This is a genomic window from Paenibacillus sp. CR_12, from assembly GCF_041953985.1.
In the GTDB taxonomy this organism is placed as follows: Bacteria; Bacillota; Bacilli; order Paenibacillales; family Paenibacillaceae; genus Paenibacillus_AQ; species Paenibacillus_AQ lautus_A.
The window spans coordinates 118842-143689 of sequence record NZ_JAVFHO010000004.1 but is presented as its reverse complement, the minus strand read 5'-3'; the positions used below and the strand labels follow the sequence as shown (position 1 = coordinate 143689).

The following is a 24848-nucleotide window of genomic DNA, read 5'->3' as shown; positions in this document are numbered from 1 at the left end:
CATGATACTGCATAAAGGCGAAATATTGTTCCGGCAAGGGGATAGCGGGGATCATTTATATCACATTCGGAGCGGATTGTTTAAGGTGACCCGTCTGCATGCCAACGGCAATATGGTGCTTTTCAATATTTTATATCCCGGCGAAACGGTACCCCATCACTCGCTGATCAGCCCGAAGGAAACGCATGGAACCGCGATCGCGCTGATTCAGAGCGAAGTGGAGGTAATATCGTCTGAAACTTGGTATCGACAGCTGGAGGAGGATCCGCGAAAACCGCTCGAGGTTGCCAGATTGCTGCAGGAAAAGGTGAGGTTCATGCAGATGAGGCTGGATCACTTAACCGTGGGCGGGCCGGCGGAGCGGCTGGAGCTGCTGATTCAATGGCTGGATGAGTATTCCCAAGGGATACATTTGACCGAATATTTGACTCAGGAAGAGATCGGACAGCTGATCGGGGTAAGGAGAGAAACGGTAAACCGGCTGCTGCGGGAGCACGGCAAGCACGTTTAGCCCATATCCCTTTGCCGACGCCTGAACCGGCTTTATACATCGGTTTATAAAACCCTGCACGAGCATGCGCCGGACAAAGCAATGAGTCGATGCACCCTTCGCGGCTGATCGATGCCGCCGGAAGGCGCCAAACCCAAAAAGATGCCCCTCTTCTGCAAAAGGGGCATCTTTTTGGGTTTTGAGATACGGTTAACCTAATATTAACTTTCCAGCGTACCGGCCGGACCAAAGAATTCATAGTGGATCCGGTCAGCAGGCACCTCCATCGCTTTCAAATGGCCGTTCACGGCACGCATGAACGGAACCGGCCCGCAGAAATAGAAGTCGGCTTTCGGATCGACCGTTTTGCGAAGGAACTCCAGATCGATGTAGCCGGTTTGGTGGCAAGTGTCTTCCGTTTCCGGCTGTTCATAAATGACGTACGTGCTTAGCTGCGGATGCTTCGAGGCGAGCTCATCGATATGCAGCTTCATTGCATGCTGACTGCCGCATTTGGCCGCATGGATAAAGCTTACTTTCCGTTCCGGCTGATTCAGCAGCACGGATTCCAGCATGGCCACCATCGGAGTCAAACCGACGCCGCCGCTGATCAAGGCAAGCGGAAGATCGGAGTCCGTATCCAGCGTAAAGGTACCGGCCGGAGCCGTGACCTCGAGAACGGTCCCGACCTCTGCATGACGGTGCAGCCAGTTGGAGACGATGCCGGCAGGTTTTCCATCCAGCTCGTCTTCTCGTTTCACCGTAATTCTGTAGTAAGGATGTCCGGGTGCGGACGAGAGGCTGTAATGACGATTATGATAATAGGCTTCGCCCTCAGGTTTTACCCGAAGCGTGATGTATTGGCCGGGCAGATAATCGGAAATTTCCCCGCCGTCCTGCGGTACCAGATAAAAGGAAGTAATGACGGAGCTTTCCTCCACCTTCCGGTCAATGACGAAATTACGGTATCCGCTCCAGCCGCCGGCTTTGTTTGCGGCTTGCTGGTACATATCCGCCTCGATGCCGATAAAGACATCGGCAATGACGCCATAAGCTTCGGCCCAAGCCTCGATAATTTCGGGGGTTGCGGCATCGCCCAGCACATCCTTCATGGCGCCGAGCAGCGTTTCGCCGACGATCGGATAGTGCTCCGGCAAAATGTTTAATGCCCGGTGCTTGTGTCCGATTTGTTTAACAACCGGGACGATGGCTTCAAGACGGTCGATATGGGCCGCGGCTGCGTATACGGCATTGGCCAGGGCAAAGGGCTGTTTGCCTTCTCTTTGATTCGCATGGTTGAATATGTTAAGAAGTTCCGGGTGATGATGAAACAATTTTTGGTAAAATGCGCTTGTGATTGCCGTGCCGTGGGTTTCCAGAACCGGCACGGTCGATTTAACGACCTCGATCGTACGTTGGCTTAACATGCAGACTCCCCCTTGATTCATATGATACTTAGTCGAGTTGGTGTTCCCTTTAAGTATAGACAGGCGATGGAGGGGCTCTTGTGATTAAGATCACATCGGATTCAGCGAATATGTGAACAACATTTTTACGCGCAGGAGGTTCTTAAAGCTGGAATTTTTACATATTCCATATAGAGATTCCAATTCATTCTAGCCAGCTGTTTAGCTTGTATGCCAACTGTGTTATAATAATGTTAGCACTCTAACTAAAACGAGAAAGGATCAGGATACCATGTGTCCCCGAAGGACGAATCCCCAAAGGACGATTTGGAAACGTTATGATCTCTCATACACATAGCTTCCTTTGTAGAGCGAAGTCGGACGTCTGAAGACAAGGACGGTCTCTACGAAAGGATGGGAACTATGGTTCGAAGGATGAACTCCTCCAGGTTGCCTCAAGGTAGAGATTGGCCTATGTCTGACCAATCTACTACGACAAGAGGGATCCTGTATGAGGAAAAGACAAAACACATTTATCACCATGTCGGCGATGTTGTTCGGAACGTTTTTAATGGCTTTTACGTATTATCACATTAATTTTCACAATCATTTGACCGAAGGCGGCTTTGTCGGCCTTGCGCTGCTTGGCAAATATGCGCTTGATATTCCGCCAGCATTGAGTATGGTCCTTATGGACATACCGGTACTGCTGATTGCCTTGTTCATCAAGGGCCGGAAATTCATATTCAATACCGTTGTTGCGGCGAGCATGTTTACCTTGTTCTACGCATTGATCGAGCGGTATTCCACGCTGGTTATCGATCTGAATCATAACTTGCTGGCAGCCGCGCTGCTGTCCGGATTATTGACGGGCTTTGGAGCCGGCATCGTGCTCCGCTATGGCGGGGCGACAGGCGGTGACGACGTAATCTCCGTGCTGTTCAGCGAGTGGAGCGGGCTTAAGGTAGGGACGGTGTTTTTCCTGATGGATGCCGTAGTACTGCTATTATCGCTATTCTATATGCCATTGGTTGAAACCTTATATACTATATTAGCCGTATCGATTGCCGGGCAAGTGATCACCATCACAGTGACGTACGGTACCGAGAAAGCGGAAAAGAAACCGGTTCGGAAGGCGGTCCGTGCCCCAAGCACTCCGGTTACTCCGAAAACAGCGCAGCATACCGTTAGCGGCCGTTCGTAATGCGGTCCCAATAAGAGAAGCTCACCCGCATGCAGGGTGAGCTTCTTTCATGTGCTTTAAATCGATTACTTCTCGTCCTTGGGGTGGTTCTCGTCCCACTCCTGTGCCTTGGCGGTGGCGATGGCGATGGCACGTCCCTCATCGTAGTTCTCCTCCAGCAAGGCATTGGCAATTTCCACGGCTTTATTCCTCACCCGGGGCTCCAGATTTTTCATGGATGGCGGATAATCATTTTTGCTCCAAGGCATGGTACGATCCCTCCAATTCAACTGTTCATGGCATGTACTGTATATTACCCCGTGCAACCAAATTGAATAAACGGGTTCAACCGCACAAAAAAATGCATTACCCCTGAGGGGCAATGCATTTGGAAATTTGGATTTATTCGAACAGCTGCAAATACTCGCCGTAGCCTTCCCTCTGCATTTCTTCCTTCGGCACAAACCGGAGCGCAGCGGAATTGATGCAGTAACGGAGCCCGTTCGGTCCGGGCCCGTCGTCGAACACATGGCCGAGGTGAGAGTCGCCTTTTTTGCTTCGTACCTCGGTGCGGACCATCATGTGGGTAAGATCCATTTTTTCCTTGATGTTGTATTCGCGAATCGGACGGGTGAAGCTCGGCCATCCGCAGCCGGCGTCGTATTTGTCCGTAGAACTGAAGAGCGGCTCGCCGGACACGATATCGACGTAAATGCCTTCCCCATGATGGTCCCAATACTCATTGTGGAACGGGGGTTCGGTAGCGTTGTTCTGCGTCACTTCATATTGTATCGGCGTCAGGCGCTGCTTAAGCTCGGCGGTATCCACAGGCTCCGACCAGTGCTGCTCAATGAAATCCTCCCGTCCGGAGCCTTTGCGATAGCGTTTGTAATGGCTCGGATTTTTCTTGTGGTAATCCTGATGGTATTCCTCGGCTTCATAGAAGGTGCTCGCCGGGATGATCGGCGTCACGATCGGTCCGTCGAAACGTCCGCTGGCCGCCACGGCCTGCTTGGATTGCTCCGCAAGCTCGCGCTGCTCCTCCGTATGGTAAAAAATAGCGGTGCGGTAGGATGTCCCGCGGTCATGGAATTGTCCGCCCTCATCCGTAGGATCGATTTGCTGCCAGAAAAGCTCGAGCAGCTTCTCATATGGGAAAACTTCCGGGTTATAGGTGATTTGAACGGCCTCATAATGGCCTGTGGTATCGGAGCATACCTCTTCATAGGTTGGATTTTCCTTGTGGCCGCCAGTATAACCGGAAACGACCTTCAGAATGCCCGGCAGCTCGTCAAAAGGAGAGACCATACACCAGAAGCAGCCTCCCGCAAAGGTAGCCAATTCGCTTGGGGTTGAACGATTATTCATATATTATCCCTCCATCGTTTTATAACAATATAAAATGTAAGTCTTATTGTTATTATAATCATTTTGGTCAAGGAAACCAAAATATTGCTCCGATTATGTCGTTCTCCCCTTATACCACCGGAAAGCGGCCATGAACAAAGCGGTTAGCAGCATAAGTCCTGCCGCAACAGCCGCGAAGATGACCGGATGATCGGCCAATCCGCTGCCAAGCCAGGCGTACAGGAGGATGGCTGGAATTTTGCCGATGGCGGAAGCGGCGGTGTACGTCCAGAATGGGATGGAGGCGATGCCGGCATATAGATTGACGGCCATTTGGGGTATCACGGGCAGCAGGCGGGCGAGCAGGATCGACTGAAAGGGGCGCCGTTCGACCGCGGTCGTAAACCTATGTATAGCCGTGTATTTCCCAAGCAGCCGTCTGCCGGACTCCTGGTATAAAGACCGCACAGCCGCATACAGGATGACGGCGGCGATCGTCGTTCCGAACCACGATATGGCTGCCGCCCAGACGGTGCCGTATGCATACCCGAGAATAGCGATGATCACTTTGTAGGGGGCAATGGGAAATAAGGCAAGCAGGGCTGCCAGCAGGATCATGAGGAAGAGCGGGGGATCGCTCTCCAGCCACTCCGTGATATCATGCCTGTATGAAAAAGCAAGTGCCAGTACTGCCGCATATAGGATGGGGATGATCCATCTCTTCATGTAGAATCCTCACTTTGCATCGTTGACTTGAATAGCACCATGATAGCAAAAAAACAGGCATGCTGCCCGTTTTTCGAAGACTCTGGCAATCGATACTATGGAAAAATTTGAATATACAAGCGATTTTTCGTATGTTATAATATGTCCAACCGAATAGTTCCCAAAGGGGAGTAGCTTCATAAGAAAACCTCTGTCGTGGCCTTATCAAGGATGAACAACCGCGACTTCAACGGTAGGTTTTCTTGCGATATAGAATCTCATGGGCTCTGCCGATGACTTATAAATTCTATATCGTAAGTAAAGTCGTCATTACGGGACTAACCATCCCCGGCTTTATTGGCAACGATGAGTTGTTTAGCGAGACCTTTGCCTGATTGTTTCATGATGAGGTGGAGGTCTATTTTTGCGCCCAAAAAACGCTGTAGACCCCATCGATGAAGGGAACAGCGTTTTTTTGGGTGGAGGACATCGGTAGGGGAAAGCCTAATCAGAACATGAAGAAAGGGTGGGGAATCATGGATTTGCTTTCGATGGAATTTTGGACCGCGCTGCTGTCGATTGTCCTCATTGACCTCGTGCTGGCAGGCGATAATGCTATCGTTATCGGTCTCGCCGCTCGCAATGTCCAGAAAGAGGACCAGAAGAAGGTCATCCTGTGGGGAACCGTCGGTGCGATCATCATACGGATCGTAGCCACGCTGCTCGTTGTCCAGCTCTTGATGATCCCCGGCTTGCGCTTGATCGGCGGCATCGCGCTGCTGTGGATTGCCTACAAGCTGCTGGTCGATGAGAAGCAGCATGAAATTTCCGCGGGCAACCAAATGTGGGCGGCTATCCGTACGATCATCATCGCGGATGCCATGATGGGACTGGATAACGTTCTTGCCGTAGCAGGCGCTGCCGGTGAAAGCTTCATGCTCGTTATTGTCGGACTTGCGATTTCCGTTCCGATCATGGTGTGGGGCAGTACCATTATCCTGAAGCTGACGGATCGCTTCCCGATTATCATCACGATCGGCGCTGCGGTGTTAGCCTGGACCGCATCGAAGATGGTGGTGGAAGAGCCGATGATTCACGGCTGGTTCGCAAATGGCGTCGTGAAGTACGGGTTTGAGGTCATCGTCATTGCCATCGTCATCGGCATCGGAACCTGGATGAAGAAGAAGAATGAGCACAAAGCGAAGAGCAACCCGGTACAGGTAAAGATGGTCGACTAGTTTAAGACTTTGTCTGAACGGGAACCAAGCGGTATAATGTCTTCATGAACGAACAGAGCCCATAAAACCCTGTTCGCATGAGGAGGAGTAATGCATGGAATCTGCGGGGAAGTCCGTAGAAGAACGGATAGCGGAATCGTACCGCCAGGATGAGGATATGATGATCCTCGTATTTGCCCAGTGGTGTGTGAATCACGGTCTGGATCCGGCTGAGCTGTACCGTAAAGCCTATCCGGATCAGCCGGACAATGAGCGGTTGACGCGCGTGCTTGAACTGACGGTGCCCAAAGAAGAGGCTGGGGAAATACCGGATCAGACCCTGCTTGGCGTCCTGTCGATGTTCGGTAATGAAGACTTGGCTATTGTTGTTGCCGAGGCAGCGGCCACCCTTGGTCCTGACAAGAAGTAACGGAATCATGGAATATCTTACATCCGATTCAAAGAAGAAGCGGGTCGATCAAGGAAAAACCTTGGTCGGCCCGCTTTTTTTATCGTGCAGTTATGGCCATTAATTGGAGGTACGGCTGGACATGCGGAATTGCTTAGGCGAAACGCCGAATCGGGAACGGAAAACGCGGTGAAAATAAGTGTAGTTCGCAAAGCCGGAGGTTTCGGCGACATCCTCCAGGGAGAGGGGGCTGAAAACGATCCGTTCCTTTGCCATGCTCAGTCGCACGTCCATGGTGTACTGCATGATGGTGGTGCCGAATGCTTCCTTGAACAGATGGACTGCCCGGGAAACGCTGATGCCGACATGGGCGGCGACATCCTCCAGCTTGAACATGGAGGAGGCATTCTCCTCAATGTAGTTCTTCATGCGGTAGGCGAGATACGTCTTGGGGGTTGTTGACGGCTGCTCCGATAACAGGCGGTCCACCTCAAGGCACAGAATCCGCACGGTGTAATCCGAAATCTCGGGATAAGGATCCGATACGCGCCGCTGCTCGAGCAGAATTTGCCGAAACAGGCTCAGGTAACGCTCCTCCAGCGGCACCCTGATTTTGGTCGGGCGTTTCTTGGAATTCCACCACGCGTCCGCCCAAGGCCCTTTGAAAAAAATATGATAATCGCCGCTTTCGATGGTCAATTCACCCAATGCGTTGTATTCGTCATCGATTCGAAGTTCATAAGGCTGTCCGGGCGTGAAGATCAACAGATCCCCTGCCTCGACGAGCGACAGCTTGCCGTCGATTTTGGCGCGGCATTTGCCGTCGGTCTGCCAACGCATCAAATAGGTGTCGAAACCGTCCGCCAGGGACATCTTGAAAGGTTTGCGATGAAATGAGAAATCCGCTGCTACGACTTGGTTGGAAAGATTTGAATCCATTGCTAAAGTCCCCTTTGAAGAATAAGAAAATAATGACCAGATTGTTCATGTTTTAATCATATTCTTCATTTTAAACGAAAGCATAAAAGAATACCATTGTACTAGTCCGAGCACATCTATTGGTTCAAGGAGTGACATCGATGAAAAAAATGAGAGCAGGTATAGTTGGCTGCGGAACCATCAGCGGCGTATACTTCACGAACTTGAAAAACAGCCCTTGGGTTGAAATCGTGGCATGTGCCGATCTCATTCCGGACAACGCCAAAGCGAAAGCGGAAGAGTTCAACATCCCGAACGTATACACGGTTGAGGAGATGCTCGCACAGACGGATATTGAATTTATTATTAATTTGACCATTCCGGCCAGCCATGCCAATGTCGATATCGCCTCCCTGGAAGCAGGAAAGCATGTCTACAGTGAAAAACCGCTGGCCATAACCCTTGACGAAGCCCGCCGCGTTCTGAATATCGCGGATCAGAAGGGGCTTCGCGTCGGCTGCGCACCGGATACGTTCCTAGGCTCCGGCGTACAGACGGCCAAAGCGGCCATTGAATCCGGGCTGATCGGCAGACCTGTTGCCGCAACGGCGTTTATGATGGGGGCAGGACCGGAAGCATGGCATCCCAATCCCGAATTTTTTTACGCGTCGGGCGGAGGTCCGATGATGGACATGGGACCTTATTATGTGTCGGCCCTGGTAGAGCTGCTGGGTCCCGCAAGCCGGATCAGCGCATCCACAGGCATCCAGATCCCGGACCGTTCCGTCGGCTCCGGCCCGCTTCAAGGAAAGCCGATCACGGTTCAGACGCCGACGCATTTGGCAGGGACGCTGGATTTTGAGAACGGTGCCATTGCAACCATGATTACCAGTTTCGATATCTTTGGCGGGTCCAATCTGCCCTGGATCGAAATCTACGGCACGCAGGGCAGCCTGAGTCTCGGCGATCCGAACTACTTCAACGGGGAAGTGAAGCTGCGCAAGCACGGCTCCGAGGAATGGGAATTGCTTGAGCCCGCCTTCGAATGCGGGAAGAACGAGCGGGGTCTGGGCATCCATGATATGATCCAATCGATTCATGAGCAGAAGGACCACCGCGTAAGCGGGCGCCTGGCTTATCACGTGCTGGAGATCATGCAGTCCTTTCAGCAGTCTTCGCTGGAGGGCAGGCATATCGTTCTGCAAAGCACGTACCGATATGGCAAACTTCCGGCACCTCAGCAGGCCGAATCGGCAGAATAGGGAACTGGAAGCCTGGTCCATATTCTTGTAAACTGGTTATGAACAACAGGCAAACCAGCTTCTGACGGATCTGGCAGGATGATGAGCTCTTGCCCGGCGATCCGCATGAAAGCGTTGCACTAATATTGGGACAGCTCCAATAAGATCAACAGTATGGGGAGGAAATGGACATGTCGAACACGTTGAAAATCGGAATTATCGGCTGCGGGGGAATCGCCAACGGCAAGCATATGCCGAGCTTGAAGAAGCAGGCGAAGGCTGAATTGGTCGCTTTTTGCGACATCGTGGAAGAGCGTGCGCAGAAGGCAGCAGCCGAATATGGGGTTGAAGGCGCTAAAGTGTACACGGATTTCAGGGAATTGCTGAAAGACGGCAGCATTGACGTCATCCATGTATGTACGCCGAACGATTCGCACTCCGAAATCACGGTAGCATCCCTGGAAGCCGGCAAGCATGTGATGTGCGAGAAGCCGATGGCAAAAACGGTTTCCGAAGCACAGGCCATGCTGGACGCCGCAAAGCGCACAGGCAAAAAACTGACCATCGGTTATAACAACCGTTTCCGGGACGACAGCATGTATTTGAAGGGGATCTGCGAGGAAGGCGAGCTGGGCGAGATCTACTACGGTAAAGCCTTGGCCATCCGCCGCCGTGCCGTTCCGACTTGGGGCGTATTCCTTGACGAGGAGAAGCAAGGCGGAGGTCCGTTGATCGATATCGGAACCCATGCGCTGGATTTGACCTTGTGGCTGATGGACAATTACAAGCCGAAAAGCGTGTTGGGATCCACGTTCCATAAATTGGGTCAGCGCGAGAATGCGGCGAATGCGTTCGGTCCGTGGGATCCGAAGGAATTCACGGTAGAGGATTCGGCATTCGGATTTATTACGATGGAGAACGGCGCTACGATCGTTCTGGAATCCAGCTGGGCGCTTAACGTCCTGGAGATCGGCGAAGCGAAAGCCGTTCTGGCGGGAACCGAAGGCGGAGCCGACATGAAAGACGGCTTGCGCATCAACGGCGAGAAAATGAGCAGACTGTATGAAACCAAAGTGGATCTGAACGCCGGCGGCGTAGCTTTCTATTCGGGCTCCAAGGAAAACGACTCGGACCGTGAAGCAAGAATGTGGCTTGAAGCGATTATAGAGGATAAGGATCCGGTCGTTAAGCCGGAGCAGGCGTTTGTGGTGACGCAAATCCTGGAAGCGATCTATGAATCGGCGAAGACGGGTAAAGCGGTTTATTTCGACAACTAAATCTTGCAATCAATATGATGACTAAGCTAAACCAGGAGGTTATACAATGAAATTAGGCGTATTTATGGTATTGCTGAGTGGACGTAAACTGGAGGATGCATTGGACTACGTGGCATCCAAGGGCCTTAAAGCAGTTGAAATCGGAACAGGCGGGTATCCCGGAAATGCACATTGCAACCCGGTCGAGCTGCTGGAGAATGAAACCGCGCTGAAAAACTTCAAAAACGCGGTGGAATCCCGCGGGCTGATCATTAGCGCACTGAGCTGCCACGGCAATCCGCTTCATCCGCAAAAGGCAATCGCTAAAGAATTCCATGACACATACGTAAAAACGGTGGAGCTTGCCGAAAAGCTTGAAGTACCTGTTGTCAACACATTCTCCGGCTGCCCAGGCGACCACGAGGATGCCAAATACCCGAACTGGCCGGTAGCGCCTTGGCCTAACGACTATCAAGAGATCCTGACTTGGCAGTGGGATAACAAGGTCATTCCTTATTGGACCGAGTGGGGTAAATTTGCGGCAGACCGCAATGTCAAAATCGGTTTGGAACTGCACGGCGGCTTCTCTGTTCACACGCCGGGCACGCTGCTCCGTTTGCGCGAAGCCGCAGGCGAAGTGATCGGTGCCAACCTGGATCCGAGCCACATGTGGTGGCAAGGGATCGACCCTGTTCAAGCGATTCAAATTTTGGGCCGCGAAGGAGCGATCCACCACTTCCATGCGAAGGATACTAGCATTGATCCGATTAACGTGAACAAACACGGTCTCACGGATATGCAGTCGTATGCGAACATGCTGGATCGCGCTTGGCAGTTCCGCAGCGTAGGTTACGGACACGATGTGAAGGAATGGGCGGATATGATGAGTGCTCTTCGCCTGGTTGGATATGACTATGTCGTGAGCATTGAACATGAAGACGGACTGATGTCCGTTGAAGAAGGCTTCTCCAAAGCGGTGCAAAACCTTCAGCAAGTGCTGATCGAAGAGCCGCTCGGAGAAATGTGGTGGGTCTAACAGCGTAGAGAATAACGAATAAGCAATTAGGGGGAACAGCAACATGCTTAACGTAACCATATGGAATGAATTCGTGCACGAGAAAATCCATGATGAGGTTCGGAGCGTTTATCCAACGGGCATTCACACAGCTTTGGCGGAGGGTCTGCAAAATCCGGATTTCATCATTAGAACGGCAACGCTCGACCAGCCGGAGCATGGATTGACGGACGATGTACTGGATTCAACCGATGTGCTGTTGTGGTGGGGGCATATGGCTCATGACCAGGTTAGTGACGAAATCGTAAGCAAGGTCGTAAAACGCGTGCAGGATGGTATGGGACTGATCGTTCTCCATTCCGGACATTTTTCCAAACCGTTCAAAGCTTTGATGGGCACGAGCTGCGATTTGAAGTGGCGCGAAGCAGGAGAACAGGAAATTATTTGGAGCGTGAATCCGACGCATCCGATTGCGGCGGGAATTACGGGACCGATCATCATCGAGCACGAGGAAATGTACGGGGAGTTCTTTGACATTCCGGCCCCCGATGAGCTGGTATTCGTCAGCAATTTCGAGGGCGGGGAAGTGTTCCGCAGCGGATGCACATTCAAACGCGGGCATGGGAACATTTTTTACTTCCGTCCAGGGCATGAGACCTATCCAACCTACTACAACCCCGAAGTGCTGAAAGTGATCTCCAATGCGATTAACTGGGCTCATTCCACGGCAGGCAAGCAAACGTTCGGCAACAGTCAGCCGGTTCGCGCGCTTCCCGTTTTAGTCTAAGCAATAAACAGCGCATTATCTTAATCATCAACGAACGAGCCGTTCAAGGTACAGTCCTTGTTCGGCTCGTTTTTTTGGTATGTTGGGGCTGCTTTTTCGAAATGTTTTTGCCGGCTGGGGATAGAATATACGTGAATATGGGGTATTGTATGATATAGGAGAGGGGGGCTGTACACATGAACGAAGTACAAAGCGCACCTGTAGATCCCGCAATCATCGCCATATGCCGGGCCAGGCTCGTCCATCAACCCGTTGAGGGCTTCCTGCTCGGAAGGGGAGTCCGCTTTGCGAAAATCATGTTCATCGGGGAAGCGCCCGGAGCTCATGAAGTTTTGGAAGGCAAACCTTTCGTAGGGCAGGCCGGACAAGAGATGAACGCGTACCTGGAACGTCTGAAACTGACGCGGGACCAGGTATATATTACCAGTGCCATGCGAAGCAGGCCCTACAAGGATAAAGTGCTCGTGAGGCCTTCGGGCGAGAATGTCATCAGCCGATCGAATCGCACGCCGACCAAGGCGGAAATTTTGGCGCATGCGCCTTTGCTTGATGAAGAGATCCGATGGGTCCGCCCGGACATCCTGGCACCGATGGGAAATACGGCGCTGCACCGGTTAATCGGAAGCCATGAAACGGTGACGTCGCTGCACGGCAAGCTGATGGAGGGCCCGGTTCAGCAAGCGGCAGATCCGGAAAATCCCGGAGCAGGCTATGTTTTTTCACCGGAGACCTATAAGATATTCCCTCTGTTCCATCCAGCGGCGGTGCTGTATAATAGGAAATTATCCACTTTGATTGAGGACGATTTGGATATTTTGGCTCGGATATTAGGGGGATAAGCGCTGATTTTCTGGGAAAAAGGGGCTAGGAGGTTTTCAGCTTCTCGAAAATATGCTAAAATGAAACATACTTACAATTCGTAAGTTTTCTAGATTTTTGGGTAAGCTTATGAGTTTCTATAAACAAGGTGACTTCGTAAAGAGGTGAAGGGATATGGAAGTTACAAATGTTACGATGTGTCCCCGTTTCGAATCGGCCTTTTCTTTTCTGGGCAAACGGTGGAATGGCTTGATTATTCAAACGCTGATGAGCGGGCCTAAGCGCTTTAAGGATATTTCGAATTTGATTCCGTCCATGAGCGATAAAATGCTCTCCGAGCGGATGAAGGATTTGGAATGCGAAGGCATACTGATTCGTCATGTCTATCCGGAAACTCCGGTACGTATTGAATATGAACTGACTGAAAAAGGCAAAGCACTGCGTCCGGTGATGGAGCAAATTTCATCCTGGGCAGAACAATGGGTCGACAGATGAGTCATCATAAGACTCCCGTTGACGATTAAACCCTGGCATGAGATATCCTCATTTCAGGGTTTTTTTTCTAACCAGAATGGCTGAGTTTTCGTTTCGTCCTGCAAAAACATCCGGACATGCACCAAGCTGACGCACCTTCTATATGATGTAATAATCCAGGCGGCATATCAAGGAGGCGAGCCCATGATCAAGCGAACGAATATCTCCCGGTTCCATTATGGACAAGAGGACATCTCAGAGCTTGAAAACGCTTCATTACAAGTGCTTCATATATTTGAGAAAACCAAGCGGGTGCTGAGCCAGTATGTACCGGAATCACTATGGTCGGCCGTGTGTGGAACAAGCCCAGACGCTGTAGCATCCCTTAGCCAAGACGGCACAGCTCGGGTCGACATGTTCCAGAAGTGGGTCAAGACTCCCGGCGGATGGAAGTTCATTGGTTATGAAACCGAAACATTGAATTCGTCTTCCGAGCAAAATAAGGGACGGATGGGAAGATTCCTGCATATGATCATCTGGTCGCTCTACGAGAAAATCGTGATGCTGCATCCCTTCCTCGGCAGCGAAGCGTTCTTCGACGGGGAGGAGCTGGACGTGATCGCCCATTATTTTGTGCCTACGTATATTAGTGCCTTATCTTTGGTGCAGCAAGGAAAAGCCTATAAGACCATTCAGGCCGGCATCGTACTGTACCAGGAGCATATCGAGGCGCCTGCCGTCATCATGCAGTCGGAAGGAGGCCTTTTGGAGGGGAATTGGATGACCGGGGTGAACCTGGATGCGGGGGGATTTGCCGGAATTCGTCCCTATTTAAAAGTGCCCGGCGGCGAACGAGCCTATATGGAAGCCGAAATCATATAGCAGGCCGTTTCTTTAGGATAACCTTGTTCCAATCGGACAGGGTTATTTGGTATTTTTATTTAAATTTTAAAGATTAATGTGAAATAAATCACAAAAATATATGCCCTTACACGATATAATTTACTTGTAACCAGTGGAATATACGAGCACAAGATCACGTGTTGGGGAGGAATCAAACGATGTCCAATATAAAGAGAGATAAGTTGGTTATCATTGGCAACGGTATCGCAGGCATAAGCACGGTCGAGCAAATCATTAAATTGGGTGGGAAATTTGACATCACCGTCATTGGACAGGAGCCTCACCCGAACTACAATCGCATTATGCTGTCCTATGTGCTGGAAGGCAGCAAAACCTTGGACGACATTGTATTGAATGACTGGAAATGGTACGAGGACAATCAGATCACCCTGCATACGGGTGTGACCGTCACCGCCATCGACGGGGAGCGCAAGGTAGTGACGGCCGATAACGGATTGACGGTTCCTTATGACAAATTGATTATAGCTACAGGTTCGAAACCTTTTATATTGCCTGTACCGGGCAGTGATAAAGAGGGAGTTATCGGATTTCGAAACATCGCCGACTGCACGCAGATGCTTCAAGCCGCCAAGGCATACAAGAAAGCGGCCGTCATCGGCGGAGGGCTGCTGGGTCTGGAAGCCGCTAAGGGATTGGTCAGCCTGGGCATGGAGGTGACGGTGGTTCATCTCATGCAGGATTTGATGGAGAGCCAGCTGGATTCCATGGCATCGGGGATGCTGCAAAGGGAGCTGGAGCGGCAGGGCATCCGGTTCTTATTAGGCAAACAAACCACGGAAATCATGGGCGATGAGAGGGTCACGGGGCTGCGGTTCAAAGATGGGGATGAGCTTGAAGCGGAACTCGTGGTCATGGCCGTGGGGATCAGAGCGAACGTTGCTGCCGCCCAAGCGAGCGGTATCGAAGTGAACCGGGGAATCGTAGTCAACGATTATCTTCAGACCTCGTGGCCGGATGTGTATGCGGTCGGCGAATGCTGCGAGCATCGGGGGGCATGCTACGGCCTGGTTGCGCCGTTGTTCGAGCAGGGGCAGGTTCTTGCCAAGCATCTCTGCGGCGTGGACGGCCAGCCTTACGAGGGCAGCATCGTATCGACGAAACTGAAAATCAGCGGCGTTGATGTATTCTCCGCAGGAGAATTCATGGAGCAGGCTGAGCACTCGGTGATCGTGGCGAAGGACGATTGGCGCAAGACTTATAAGAAAATCCTGCTGCGCGACAATATCATCGCCGGCGCGATATTGTTCGGGGATGTCAGCGATTCGGCCAGCCTTCAATCCATGATACGCAAAAAGACGGCCATGACCGAGGAGATCTATCATTCGATCATGGGCACCGAATGTGCAGGGAAAGGAAGCGGCAAGGCCTTCTCGCTGGATAAGATGCCCGACGATGAAATCGTCTGCGGCTGCAACGGCGTAACCAAAAAGGCCATTGTGGATGCCGTGACGCTTCAAGGCCTCAAGACGGTGGACGAAATCAAAGCTTGCACGGGAGCGACCCGTTCTTGCGGAGGCTGCAAGCCAATCGTGGAGCAAATCCTTCAGAGCGTACTGGGCGATGGCTTTAAGACGGCAGGCAAACAAGGCATATGTCCGTGCACCACGCTCGACCGGGACGAAATCGTCGCCGAAATCAGCGCCAAGGGGCTGACCACGACGAAGGAAGTCATGCATGTTCTGAACTTCAGCAACCCTGAGGGCTGCTCGAAATGCCGTCCCGCCATCCATTATTATCTGGCGATGCTGAATCCGGTGACCCATCAGGAGGAGAGGGAGTCCCGCTTCGTCAACGAGCGGATGAACGCCAACATTCAGAAAGACGGCACTTACACGGTAGTGCCAAGAATGTACGGCGGCGTTACCACGCCGGAGGATTTGAAGAAAATTGCGGACGTATCGCTTAAGTACAATGTTAAGGTCGTTAAGGTAACCGGCGGACAGCGACTGGATCTGATCGGCGTGAAGAAGGAAGATCTGCCAAGCGTATGGGAAGAGCTGGATATGCCGTCCGGTTATGCTTATGCCAAATCGCTGCGGACCGTCAAGACCTGCGTAGGCTCCCAATTCTGCCGCTTCGGCACGCAGGATTCGATGGGCCTGGGTGCATTCCTCGAGGAGAAATTCGAGCGGCTGGATTTTCCGGCGAAGTTTAAAATGGCGGTCAACGGATGTCCGCGAAATTGTGCCGAATCGTGCACGAAGGACATCGGGATCGTCGGCAATGACGGCGGATGGGAGATATTCGTCGGAGGCAACGGCGGAACGAAGGCGCGCCTGGCCGATTCGTTCTGTAAGGTGAAGACGGACGAGGAATTGATCGAGATCTGCGGCGCCTTGATGCAGTACTACCGTGAAACCGGCAAGTACCTCGAGAGAACGTCGGAATGGGTAGAGCGTCTGGGACTGGAACAAATCCGTGCGGCGGTCCTTGATGATGCTAAACAGCGTAAGGAGCTGGTGGAAAGAATTGAGCTGGCCCTGCAGCAAGTGGAAGATCCGTGGAAGAAAGTGCTGAACGACGATAAGCTGCGCAATACGCTGTTCCAGGACGCAAGACCGGTCGGCAGCAAGTAATCGAGGGGGAGAACGGTTCCCCCTCGGCTGCCGGATTATAGAGAGCTTATTGTTTGGATAGGAATCGAACAAGAGAAGTGGAGGCTGCGCATTATGGAAACCGGAACTTATATCACGGTAGGGAATGAACATGAATTTCTGTCGCAACTCGGAAGGGTGGTCCAAATCGGTGACCGGGAGATTGCCGTCTTCCGGACCTCGGATCATCAATGGTTTGCTTTGGAGAATAAAAGCCCGCATCCCAAAGGAGGTCCGTTAGCCGAAGCCATCGTATCCGGGCATTACATTTACGATCCGTTATACGATTGGAAGATCGAGCTTTCGACAGGGCTTGTGCAGGCTCCGGATAAGGGCCAAGTTCGGATATATCCGGTTCGCGCCGTGGACGGAAAGGTTGAGGTAGGTGTATAAGGCCGTAATAAGCAGCTTCAACAGACGAAACCAAGAGGTGGTAACCCATGTTTAACAATGATGTGGAAGCCGTCGTCAATGCCGCGGTTGCGAAAAAAGAGCAGATGAACAACAACTTGCTGCGTTACATGGTATCGGCCATGCTGGCCGGCGCTTATGTCGGCATTGGGATCGTATTAATCTTTAAGCTGGGCGCGCCGCTGGCAGCCGCCGGTTCGCCTTTCCAGTCCCTCGTCATGGGAGCCGCATTCGGGATTGCGCTCACGTTGGTTGTGTTTGCCGGTTCAGAGCTGTTCACCGGAAATCATATGTTTTTTACGATAAGCACGTTATCGAAACGAACGACGATGGGGGACACGCTGAAAAACTGGGGCCTTGTGTTTATCGGCAATTTGGCGGGAGCGGTCCTGCTCAGCTATCTGGTTTACGCTTCCGGCCTGTTCAAAGGGCTGCCGCCCGATCATCTCATCTTCACGGCAGCGGCCAAGAAAATGAACGATCCGTTCATGGAGCTGTTTTTTAGAGGCATATTATGTAACTGGCTTGTATGTCTGGCCCTGTGGATGGGGATTCGGGCCAAAGGAGAAACCACGAAACTGATTTTAATATGGTGGTGCCTGTTTGCCTTCATTGCGACAGGGTATGAGCATAGCGTAGCGAACATGTCGCTTCTGACGCTGGCGACGATATTGCCGGGACATCCCGAGACGGTATCCATCGGCGGCTGGATCAGCAACATGGTGCCGGTCACGCTGGGGAATATCATTGGCGGCGGGTTGTTTGTAGGCATGGCTTACTGGTTTATCTCTTCGGGAAAAGGGAACAAGCAAAAGTAAGCTATGAAGGGCGGTGAAACGGAGGAATTCCATCCTCCTAGTTCATTGCCAGAGAAAGTCCAGCCTGGTGAATAAACAAAGAAACCGTTCTTGGTCAATGGTCTGTCATTCGTCCATTCGCCAAGCAACGGTTTCTTTTTTTGTAAAGATACAACCACTCCAAGAAATTTGGGACAAAGGCAATGGGAGGAACGATGCGCACACGGAACGTCTCCAAACAGAAAAAGTGGGCTTCCCGTCAGATGTAATGTTCTTTTGGGAAATCCGTTTTTTTTGGAGATGTCATCGCTGAAGGGAGCAGGAGGGCAACAGCATAAATAAGCTGTCCTCCTCAGTCATTGAACTGAAAGGACAGCCGTGAGAATCTTGCCTTCCAAATCGTTTACCGATGTTCCACCAGATCGATCGCACCAAGCACCATATGAGCCAGTCCGAAGCCTAGAATACCGGTTGCAGCGAATTTATACCTGCTGCAAAGCAGAGCGGCACCCGAAGCAGAAACCACGGTTCCAAGAACTGCAGGAATCAAACCTTCACGCATGCTGAGCACTCCCTTTGATTTGGATTGGAAAGACAAGGCTTATTGTAAGCAGATGCCCATATATTATGCACCGAAGGGGCTTTAGGCGGATCAAATCCGGCAGATTTCGTTCGGACACAGCTCGCAGTGGCATATTTCCTGCAGCATCGGCAGATCTTTGATAACAATCATGCCGCCGGCATATTCGATGGCGTCCTTTTTGCGAAGATCGCTCAGCATCCGGTTCACGCTTTCACGGGTGGCCCCGATCATGTTCGAAAGATCGGTGTGGGTGATCTTTTTGTTGATGAGAATGGTGCCATCCTCTTGATGCTGCCCGTAGGTATTGCCCAGACGAATCAGCGTCGACGTTAATGCGCCGGGCTTGCCGTACATCATGAGATCACGGAATTTGGTCTGCGTGATGCGGTGGTGTATTCCCATCCACTTCATGAAATCAATCGCGAAGTCGCAATGCTGGCAGATCAACAGCTCCAGATCCTTGTGCTCGATGACCCCGACTACGCTGTCCTCAAGCACCTCTGCCGAAAAACTGTGGTTGTTGCTGAAGAATGGATCGGCTTGCCCGACCATGTCTCCTGGATGGTACATATATAGAATAAGCTCTTTGCCTTCATCCGTCGATTTGGTTAATTTAATTCTTCCTTGTTTAACGAAGTACAGCTTGTCGGCGAAGTCGCCTTCCCAGAACAAATGCGATCCTTCAGGGAGTACCCTTTCCTTCATGGTGACCAGCAGACGGTTGCGGTTTTGTTCCGAGAAGCACTGCGTGTTCCCTAAGTTTTCGATTTCCATTACATGGTCTACAGTTTTCATGGTGGTATCCCCTAACATCCTAAAATTTGATCTGTTTAATCTTTAAATACATTATAACGTGAAAACATTCACTTGTGGGGCGGAACAAGAGGGAAATCATGGCGAATTTTCAAACATTGTGATCTCTTTCACTTGAAAGAGGGAAAAGACAGGTATAAATCACACAGAAAAGATAAATTTTAATATTGTGAAATATTTCACATGATTTAAGAAGCGTCTGTGTTACGATCGAAGCGTAGACAGAAAGAACATGAACCATGGGAGGATGAGAGATATGGCTGTGAGCAAAGGAACAACGGTTGAAGTGAAGGGACAAACGGCAGCAGAGTACATTCAAGGTCTGATCGACAAGGCGAATCGGGCAAAAGAAAAGTTTATGAAACTCGATCAGGAGCAAGTCGACGGAATTGTGCAGGCCATGGCCATGGCCGGACTTGAGAAGCACATGCAGCTGGCGAAAATGGCGGTTGAAGAAACGGGCCGCGGCGTGTATGAAGACAAAATCATCAAAAACCTGTTTGCCACGGAGTATATCCACAACAGCATCAAGTACGACAAAACGGTAGGTATCATCGAAGACAATGCCTATGACAGCTTCCAGAAAATTGCGGAGCCGATCGGGATCATCATGGGGATCACACCGGTAACCAATCCGACCTCGACCACCATATTCAAGGCGCTGATCTCCATCAAAACAAGAAACCCGATCATCTTCGGTTTCCATCCATCCGCGCAGGCATGCAGCAGGGAGGCCGCGCTCATCCTGCGGGACGCCGCCGTGAAACAAGGCGCTCCGGCCGACTGCATCCAGTGGATCGAGGCTCCTTCCATGGATAAAACCAATACGCTCATGAACCATCCTGACGTTGCCTGCATTCTGGCTACGGGCGGATCGGCGATGGTCAAAGCAGCATACAGCTGCGGCAAGCCTGCCCTCGGCGTAGGTCCCGGCAACGTGCCGTGCTTCATCGAGAAAAGCGCGGACCTCGATCAAGCGGTGAACGACTTGATTCTATCCAAGACGTTTGATAACGGCATGATCTGCGCATCCGAGCAAGCCGTCATTATCGAGGAGCCGATCTATCATACCGTGAAGAAAAAAATGATCGCCAGCGGCTGTTATTTCGTGAACAAGGAAGAGCTGGCGAAGCTGACTGCGCATGCCATGGTAGCGGATAAATGCGCCGTCAATCCTACCATCGTCGGACAGCCGGCAGCCAAGATTGCCGAGGCTTGCGGCTTTGAGGTGCCGGAAAGCACCAAGATCCTGGTCGCCGAGCTGGAGGGAGTCGGTCCTGCTTATCCGTTGTCCGCCGAGAAGCTGAGCCCGGTGCTGGCCTGCTATAAAGTGAAAGATGCGGAAGAGGGCATCGCGCGCGCCGAAGAGATGGTTGCTTTTGGCGGCATGGGCCACTCGTCGGTCATCCACTCGCACAATGAGGACGTCATCCTGAAATTCTCGGATCGCATGAAGACCTGCCGCATCCTGGTCAACCAGCCTTCCTCGCAAGGCGGCATCGGGGATATCTACAACACGAACCTGCCATCGCTGACGCTCGGCTGCGGTTCGTATGGCCGGAATTCCACGTCGTCGAACGTGACGGCCGTCAATCTCATCAACGTGAAAAGGGTGAACCGCAGAACCGTGAATATGCAGTGGTTTAAAGTGCCGGACAAAATTTACTTTGAAAAAGGCTCGACGCAGTATCTCGCCAAAATGCCTGACATCACCCGCGTCGCGATCGTAACCGACCCCATGATGGTGAAGCTGGGATATGTGGAGCGAGTAGAGCATTACCTGCGTCAGCGCAGACTGCCGGTAGCCATCGAGGTGTTCTCGGAAGTCGAGCCGGATCCTTCGACAACGACCGTAGAACGGGGTACGGAGATGCTGGAACGGTTCCAGCCGGACTGCATCATCGCCCTCGGAGGCGGATCGCCTATGGATGCCGCAAAAGCGATGTGGCTGTTCTATGAATATCCGGATACGGACTTCAACAACCTGAAGCAAAAATTCATGGATATCCGCAAACGGGTCTATAAATATCCGAAGCTGGGGCGGAAGGCGAAATTCGTTGCCATTCCGACAACGTCGGGAACGGGCTCGGAAGTAACTTCGTTTGCCGTCATCACGGACAAAGTGCAGGGAAATACCAAATACCCGCTGGCAGACTATGAGCTGACGCCGGACGTGGCGATCATCGATCCGGAATTCGTGTACACCTTGCCTAAAACGGCGGTGGCCGATACCGGCATGGACGTCCTGACGCATGCGATTGAAGCCTACGTATCGGTGATGGCCAGCGATTACACGGATGGGCTTGCCATCAAAGCCATACAGCTGGTGTTCCAGTATCTTGAGCAATCGGCGCTGACCGGCGACAAACTCGCCCGCGAGAAAATGCATAATGCTTCGACGCTTGCAGGCATGGCCTTTGCGAACGCGTTCCTGGGCATCAACCACAGTCTGGCGCATAAATGGGGCGGACAGTACCATACGGCGCACGGACGGACCAATGCCATACTGATGCCGCACGTCATTCGCTACAATGCCAAGAAGCCGACGAAATTCGCGGCATGGCCGAAATACACCCACTTCGTGGCCGATGAAAGATATGCCGAGATCGCACGGATTCTTGGACTGCCGGCAAGAACGACGGAGGAGGGCGTAAACAGCCTGATCGCCGCCATCCGCGAGCTGAACAGCAAGCTCGGCATCGAGGAATCGTTCCAGCAGCTGGGCATCGATCCTCAGGACTTCGAGAGAAACGTCGAGCATTTGGCGGACCGGGCTTTCGAAGATCAGTGCACGACCAGCAATCCGAAGCTGCCGCTGGTGACGGAGCTGGCAGAAGTATATCGCAACGCCTTCTATGGACGTTTCTAAACAGGAATGGGACAGAAGGATGATCCTAAATTCCATTATAAATGGTGGTAGAAGCCAGGGGAGCCCGGAATCAGAGTGATAAAAATCACGGATCACCACATCTTTGTGATTTTTATCACAGATGCTGCGGATCAACAGGACTACAATAAAGATGTAGCAGAAAGCTGAATCTCAGATCTTTGATATAGAAGCTTGAAGGCACATGGCGGGGCAGAGATGCCATTGATCGTGAAAATAATCACATTTAAGATCTGAGATAGATCAATGTGTGTCCCCGCCAGCCCCTGCAAGCTGCAGCATAATCTAGGAGGGATTCAATATGTCGGTGATTGAAAAAGAAGTTGGTTGGAAAGGTTTTAAATCAGGTAAATGGACCAAGCGCGTTGACGTTAACGATTTTATTGCAGAGAATATTACCCCTTATTATGGCTCTGATGATTTCTTGGCGGGACCTACGGACAACACCAAGGCATTGTGGGATATCGTATCGGATTTAACCAAGAAGGAGCGGGATAACGGCGGGGTTTTGGACGTGGATGTTCATACGCCTTCCACCATCACCTCCCACCAGCCTGGCTACTTGGATAAAGATAAAGAACAGATCGTCGGCGTGCAGACCGACGAGCCGTTCAAACGCTCGATTCAGCCTTTCGGGGGCATCCGGATGATGATTGATGCGTGCAACGCATACGGCTTCGAAATGCCGCAGGCGGTAGTGGATATCTTCAACGGCATCCGCAAAACGCATAACCAGGGCGTATTCGATGCCTATACTCCGGAGATGAGAGCAGCGCGCAAAGCCGGGATTATAACGGGTCTTCCCGATGCATACGGCCGCGGCCGCATCATCGGCGACTACCGCAGAGTATCGTTATACGGCGTGGACGCGCTGATCCAGGACAAACTGAGAGAACTCGGCGAGCTTGAAGTGGACGCTATGGACGAGCCGGTGATCCGTCTGCGGGAAGAGCTGTCCGAACAAATGCGCGCCCTCAAGGAACTGAAAGAAATGGCCGGCATGCACGGCTTTGACATTTCAAAACCTGCGAATACGGCGAAGGAAGCATTCCAATGGCTGTATTTCGGTTATTTGGCCGCGATCAAGGAGCAAAACGGCGCTGCCATGTCGCTTGGCCGGGTATCTTCTTTCCTCGATATTTATATCCAGCGGGATTTGGCTGAAGGCATACTGACGGAAGAGAAAGCCCAGGAGCTGGTGGACCATTTTGTCATGAAGCTGCGGATCGTGAAATTCCTGCGCACGCCGGATTACAACGAGCTGTTCAGCGGCGATCCGACGTGGGTGACCGAATCCATCGGCGGCATGTCGTTGAACGGTGAAACGAGAGTAACCAAGAACAGCTTCCGTTTCCTGCACACCTTGTACAATCTGGGACCTGCGCCGGAACCGAACTTGACGGTGCTGTGGTCGGAGAAGCTTCCGGAGGCCTTCAAAAAATACTGTTCGAAGGTATCGATCGAAACGAGCTCGATCCAATATGAGAATGACGATCTCATGCGTCCGATCTACGGGGACGATTACGGCATCGCCTGCTGCGTATCCGCCATGCGCATCGGGAAGCAGATGCAGTTCTTCGGAGCCAGAGCGAACCTGGCCAAAGCGCTGCTGTATGCAATCAACGGCGGGAAGGATGAGAAATCCGGCGCCCAGGTCGGACCGGAATATCCGGCGATCACCGCTGAGGTTCTGAGTTATGACGAGGTCATGAAGCGCTTCAAGCCGATGATGGAATGGCTCGCGAAGCTCTACATGAATACCCTCAACGTGATTCACTACATGCATGACAAATACAGCTACGAGCGGATTGAAATGGCGCTTCACGACCGCGATATCCTGCGGACGATGGCATGCGGCATAGCGGGCTTGTCCGTAGCAGCGGATTCGCTGAGCGCGATTAAATATGCGAAGGTGAAGCCGGTACGCAATGAGCAAGGGATTGCGGTGGATTTTGAAATCGAGGGCGATTTCCCATGCTACGGCAACAACGACGACCGCGTGGACGGCATCGCCGTTGAACTGGTCGAGGCCTTCATGAGCATGATCCGCAAGCACAAAGCCTACCGCGATGCCATGCCGACCCAATCGGTGCTCACGATTACGTCGAACGTGGTATACGGCAAGAAGACAGGAACCACACCGGATGGACGCAAAGCAGGCGAGCCGTTTGCGCCGGGCGCAAACCCGATGCACGGACGCGATAAGAAGGGAGCCCTCGCTTCGCTGACTTCCGTAGCCAAGCTGCCTTATGAGGACAGTCTGGACGGCATCTCGAATACGTTCTCGATCGTGCCGAAAGCCCTGGGCAAAGAAAGCGACATTCGGGTAAACAATCTGGTTGCCATGCTGGACGGCTACTTTGGCAGCAAGGCCCACCATTTGAACGTGAACGTGTTTGACCGTGAGCAGCTGATCGATGCGATGGAGCATCCGGAGAATTATCCGCAGTTAACCATCCGGGTATCCGGCTATGCGGTCAACTTCGTCAAACTGACGCGCGAACAGCAGCTCGATGTCATTAACCGTACCTTCCACGGATCGATGTAAGGATGGAAGACAACCATAGCGGAT

23 protein-coding genes are annotated in these 24848 nt (G+C 51.9%); 16 read left to right on the top strand and 7 right to left on the bottom strand.

From position 1 onward, the window contains the following. Position 1: 1 nt before the first annotated feature. Positions 2–511, top strand: coding sequence for a Crp/Fnr family transcriptional regulator (locus tag RB297_RS16335; protein WP_375120956.1), 510 nt, complete (start codon positions 2–4; stop codon positions 509–511). Positions 512–711: 200 nt separating this feature from the next. Here the strand turns inward: RB297_RS16335 and hmpA are convergent, their stop codons facing one another. Then, positions 712–1917, bottom strand: a complete 1206-nt coding sequence (hmpA, locus tag RB297_RS16330) for an NO-inducible flavohemoprotein (protein ID WP_375120955.1) — start codon at positions 1915–1917, stop codon at positions 712–714. A gap of 490 nt (positions 1918–2407) precedes the next feature. Between hmpA and RB297_RS16325 the strand changes: the two genes are divergently transcribed. Continuing rightward, positions 2408–3100, top strand: coding sequence for a YitT family protein (locus RB297_RS16325; protein ID WP_009592920.1), 693 nt, complete (start codon positions 2408–2410; stop codon positions 3098–3100). A 65-nt stretch (positions 3101–3165) separates the two neighbouring features. Here the strand turns inward: RB297_RS16325 and RB297_RS16320 are convergent, their stop codons facing one another. From RB297_RS16320 to RB297_RS16310, 3 genes are all read right to left on the bottom strand, one after another. After that, complete coding sequence (locus RB297_RS16320; protein WP_015734417.1) at positions 3166–3348, bottom strand: DUF2188 domain-containing protein; 183 nt, start codon at positions 3346–3348, stop codon at positions 3166–3168. Positions 3349–3481: 133 nt separating this feature from the next. After that, the gene (gene msrA, locus RB297_RS16315; protein WP_375120954.1) at positions 3482–4447 is read right to left on the bottom strand and encodes a peptide-methionine (S)-S-oxide reductase MsrA; all 966 of its coding nucleotides are present in this window, start codon (positions 4445–4447) and stop codon (positions 3482–3484) included. A 93-nt stretch (positions 4448–4540) separates the two neighbouring features. Next, positions 4541–5152, bottom strand: a complete 612-nt coding sequence (locus RB297_RS16310; RefSeq protein ID WP_375120953.1) for a TVP38/TMEM64 family protein — start codon at positions 5150–5152, stop codon at positions 4541–4543. 515 nt (positions 5153–5667) lie between these two features. On the opposite strand from RB297_RS16310, the gene RB297_RS16305 reads away from it, so the two are divergent. After that, complete coding sequence (locus RB297_RS16305; RefSeq protein WP_015734420.1) at positions 5668–6369, top strand: TerC family protein; 702 nt, start codon at positions 5668–5670, stop codon at positions 6367–6369. A 94-nt stretch (positions 6370–6463) separates the two neighbouring features. Continuing rightward, entirely contained in the window at positions 6464–6778 is a 315-nt protein-coding gene (locus RB297_RS16300; protein WP_009592829.1) for a hypothetical protein, read from the top strand. Between the two features lie 99 nt (positions 6779–6877). On the opposite strand, the gene RB297_RS16295 is transcribed toward RB297_RS16300, so the two are convergent. Continuing rightward, entirely contained in the window at positions 6878–7696 is an 819-nt protein-coding gene (locus tag RB297_RS16295; protein WP_090911011.1) for an AraC family transcriptional regulator, read from the bottom strand. Positions 7697–7836: 140 nt separating this feature from the next. On the opposite strand from RB297_RS16295, the gene RB297_RS16290 reads away from it, so the two are divergent. The 10 genes from RB297_RS16290 to RB297_RS16245 all read left to right on the top strand — a co-directional run bounded on the left by RB297_RS16290 (position 7837) and on the right by RB297_RS16245 (position 18014). Continuing rightward, positions 7837–8937, top strand: a complete 1101-nt coding sequence (locus tag RB297_RS16290) for a Gfo/Idh/MocA family protein (protein WP_375120952.1) — start codon at positions 7837–7839, stop codon at positions 8935–8937. 170 nt (positions 8938–9107) lie between these two features. Continuing rightward, positions 9108–10193 (top strand): Gfo/Idh/MocA family protein, encoded by a 1086-nt coding sequence (locus RB297_RS16285; RefSeq protein ID WP_096773209.1) that lies wholly within the window; start codon positions 9108–9110, stop codon positions 10191–10193. 46 nt (positions 10194–10239) lie between these two features. Then, positions 10240–11208: a sugar phosphate isomerase/epimerase family protein gene (locus RB297_RS16280; RefSeq protein WP_009592834.1), complete on the top strand. Its 969-nt coding sequence runs from the start codon at positions 10240–10242 to the stop codon at positions 11206–11208. Positions 11209–11251: 43 nt separating this feature from the next. Beyond that, positions 11252–11974, top strand: a complete 723-nt coding sequence (locus tag RB297_RS16275; protein ID WP_009592827.1) for a ThuA domain-containing protein — start codon at positions 11252–11254, stop codon at positions 11972–11974. A 176-nt stretch (positions 11975–12150) separates the two neighbouring features. Next, the gene (locus RB297_RS16270) at positions 12151–12813 is read left to right on the top strand and encodes a uracil-DNA glycosylase (RefSeq protein ID WP_192572515.1); all 663 of its coding nucleotides are present in this window, start codon (positions 12151–12153) and stop codon (positions 12811–12813) included. 154 nt (positions 12814–12967) lie between these two features. Then, positions 12968–13288 (top strand): winged helix-turn-helix transcriptional regulator, encoded by a 321-nt coding sequence (locus RB297_RS16265; protein WP_009592832.1) that lies wholly within the window; start codon positions 12968–12970, stop codon positions 13286–13288. Between the two features lie 183 nt (positions 13289–13471). Then, complete coding sequence (locus RB297_RS16260; protein WP_375120951.1) at positions 13472–14149, top strand: hypothetical protein; 678 nt, start codon at positions 13472–13474, stop codon at positions 14147–14149. A 179-nt stretch (positions 14150–14328) separates the two neighbouring features. Further along, positions 14329–16767 (top strand): nitrite reductase large subunit NirB, encoded by a 2439-nt coding sequence (gene nirB / locus RB297_RS16255; RefSeq protein WP_375120950.1) that lies wholly within the window; start codon positions 14329–14331, stop codon positions 16765–16767. Between the two features lie 93 nt (positions 16768–16860). Beyond that, positions 16861–17178, top strand: coding sequence for a nitrite reductase small subunit NirD (nirD, locus tag RB297_RS16250; protein ID WP_009595012.1), 318 nt, complete (start codon positions 16861–16863; stop codon positions 17176–17178). Positions 17179–17225: 47 nt separating this feature from the next. Next, entirely contained in the window at positions 17226–18014 is a 789-nt protein-coding gene (locus RB297_RS16245) for a formate/nitrite transporter family protein (protein ID WP_375120949.1), read from the top strand. Positions 18015–18396: 382 nt separating this feature from the next. Here RB297_RS16245 and RB297_RS16240 read toward each other — a convergent pair whose 3' ends face one another. Continuing rightward, the gene (locus RB297_RS16240) at positions 18397–18555 is read right to left on the bottom strand and encodes a hypothetical protein (RefSeq protein WP_009595014.1); all 159 of its coding nucleotides are present in this window, start codon (positions 18553–18555) and stop codon (positions 18397–18399) included. Between the two features lie 90 nt (positions 18556–18645). Continuing rightward, positions 18646–19371 carry a Crp/Fnr family transcriptional regulator gene (locus tag RB297_RS16235; protein ID WP_009595016.1) on the bottom strand — a complete coding sequence of 242 codons (726 nt, stop codon included), beginning with the start codon at positions 19369–19371 and terminating at the stop codon, positions 18646–18648. 274 nt (positions 19372–19645) lie between these two features. Between RB297_RS16235 and adhE the strand changes: the two genes are divergently transcribed. After that, on the top strand, positions 19646–22258 hold the full coding sequence (adhE, locus tag RB297_RS16230) for a bifunctional acetaldehyde-CoA/alcohol dehydrogenase (protein WP_192572511.1): 2613 nt from the start codon (positions 19646–19648) through the stop codon (positions 22256–22258). A gap of 319 nt (positions 22259–22577) precedes the next feature. After that, on the top strand, positions 22578–24824 hold the full coding sequence (pflB, locus tag RB297_RS16225; protein ID WP_096773215.1) for a formate C-acetyltransferase: 2247 nt from the start codon (positions 22578–22580) through the stop codon (positions 24822–24824). The last annotated feature ends 24 nt before the right edge of the window (positions 24825–24848 follow it).

Coding starts and splice junctions, on each gene's coding strand:
- RB297_RS16335 (WP_375120956.1), top strand. CDS start 2: ATGATACTGCATAAAGGCGAAATATTGTTCCGGCAAGGGGATAGCGGG.
- hmpA (WP_375120955.1), bottom strand. CDS start 1,917: ATGTTAAGCCAACGTACGATCGAGGTCGTTAAATCGACCGTGCCGGTT.
- RB297_RS16325 (WP_009592920.1), top strand. CDS start 2,408: ATGAGGAAAAGACAAAACACATTTATCACCATGTCGGCGATGTTGTTC.
- RB297_RS16320 (WP_015734417.1), bottom strand. CDS start 3,348: ATGCCTTGGAGCAAAAATGATTATCCGCCATCCATGAAAAATCTGGAG.
- msrA (WP_375120954.1), bottom strand. CDS start 4,447: ATGAATAATCGTTCAACCCCAAGCGAATTGGCTACCTTTGCGGGAGGC.
- RB297_RS16310 (WP_375120953.1), bottom strand. CDS start 5,152: ATGAAGAGATGGATCATCCCCATCCTATATGCGGCAGTACTGGCACTT.
- RB297_RS16305 (WP_015734420.1), top strand. CDS start 5,668: ATGGATTTGCTTTCGATGGAATTTTGGACCGCGCTGCTGTCGATTGTC.
- RB297_RS16300 (WP_009592829.1), top strand. CDS start 6,464: ATGGAATCTGCGGGGAAGTCCGTAGAAGAACGGATAGCGGAATCGTAC.
- RB297_RS16295 (WP_090911011.1), bottom strand. CDS start 7,696: ATGGATTCAAATCTTTCCAACCAAGTCGTAGCAGCGGATTTCTCATTT.
- RB297_RS16290 (WP_375120952.1), top strand. CDS start 7,837: ATGAAAAAAATGAGAGCAGGTATAGTTGGCTGCGGAACCATCAGCGGC.
- RB297_RS16285 (WP_096773209.1), top strand. CDS start 9,108: ATGTCGAACACGTTGAAAATCGGAATTATCGGCTGCGGGGGAATCGCC.
- RB297_RS16280 (WP_009592834.1), top strand. CDS start 10,240: ATGAAATTAGGCGTATTTATGGTATTGCTGAGTGGACGTAAACTGGAG.
- RB297_RS16275 (WP_009592827.1), top strand. CDS start 11,252: ATGCTTAACGTAACCATATGGAATGAATTCGTGCACGAGAAAATCCAT.
- RB297_RS16270 (WP_192572515.1), top strand. CDS start 12,151: ATGAACGAAGTACAAAGCGCACCTGTAGATCCCGCAATCATCGCCATA.
- RB297_RS16265 (WP_009592832.1), top strand. CDS start 12,968: ATGGAAGTTACAAATGTTACGATGTGTCCCCGTTTCGAATCGGCCTTT.
- RB297_RS16260 (WP_375120951.1), top strand. CDS start 13,472: ATGATCAAGCGAACGAATATCTCCCGGTTCCATTATGGACAAGAGGAC.
- nirB (WP_375120950.1), top strand. CDS start 14,329: ATGTCCAATATAAAGAGAGATAAGTTGGTTATCATTGGCAACGGTATC.
- nirD (WP_009595012.1), top strand. CDS start 16,861: ATGGAAACCGGAACTTATATCACGGTAGGGAATGAACATGAATTTCTG.
- RB297_RS16245 (WP_375120949.1), top strand. CDS start 17,226: ATGTTTAACAATGATGTGGAAGCCGTCGTCAATGCCGCGGTTGCGAAA.
- RB297_RS16240 (WP_009595014.1), bottom strand. CDS start 18,555: ATGCGTGAAGGTTTGATTCCTGCAGTTCTTGGAACCGTGGTTTCTGCT.
- RB297_RS16235 (WP_009595016.1), bottom strand. CDS start 19,371: ATGAAAACTGTAGACCATGTAATGGAAATCGAAAACTTAGGGAACACG.
- adhE (WP_192572511.1), top strand. CDS start 19,646: ATGGCTGTGAGCAAAGGAACAACGGTTGAAGTGAAGGGACAAACGGCA.
- pflB (WP_096773215.1), top strand. CDS start 22,578: ATGTCGGTGATTGAAAAAGAAGTTGGTTGGAAAGGTTTTAAATCAGGT.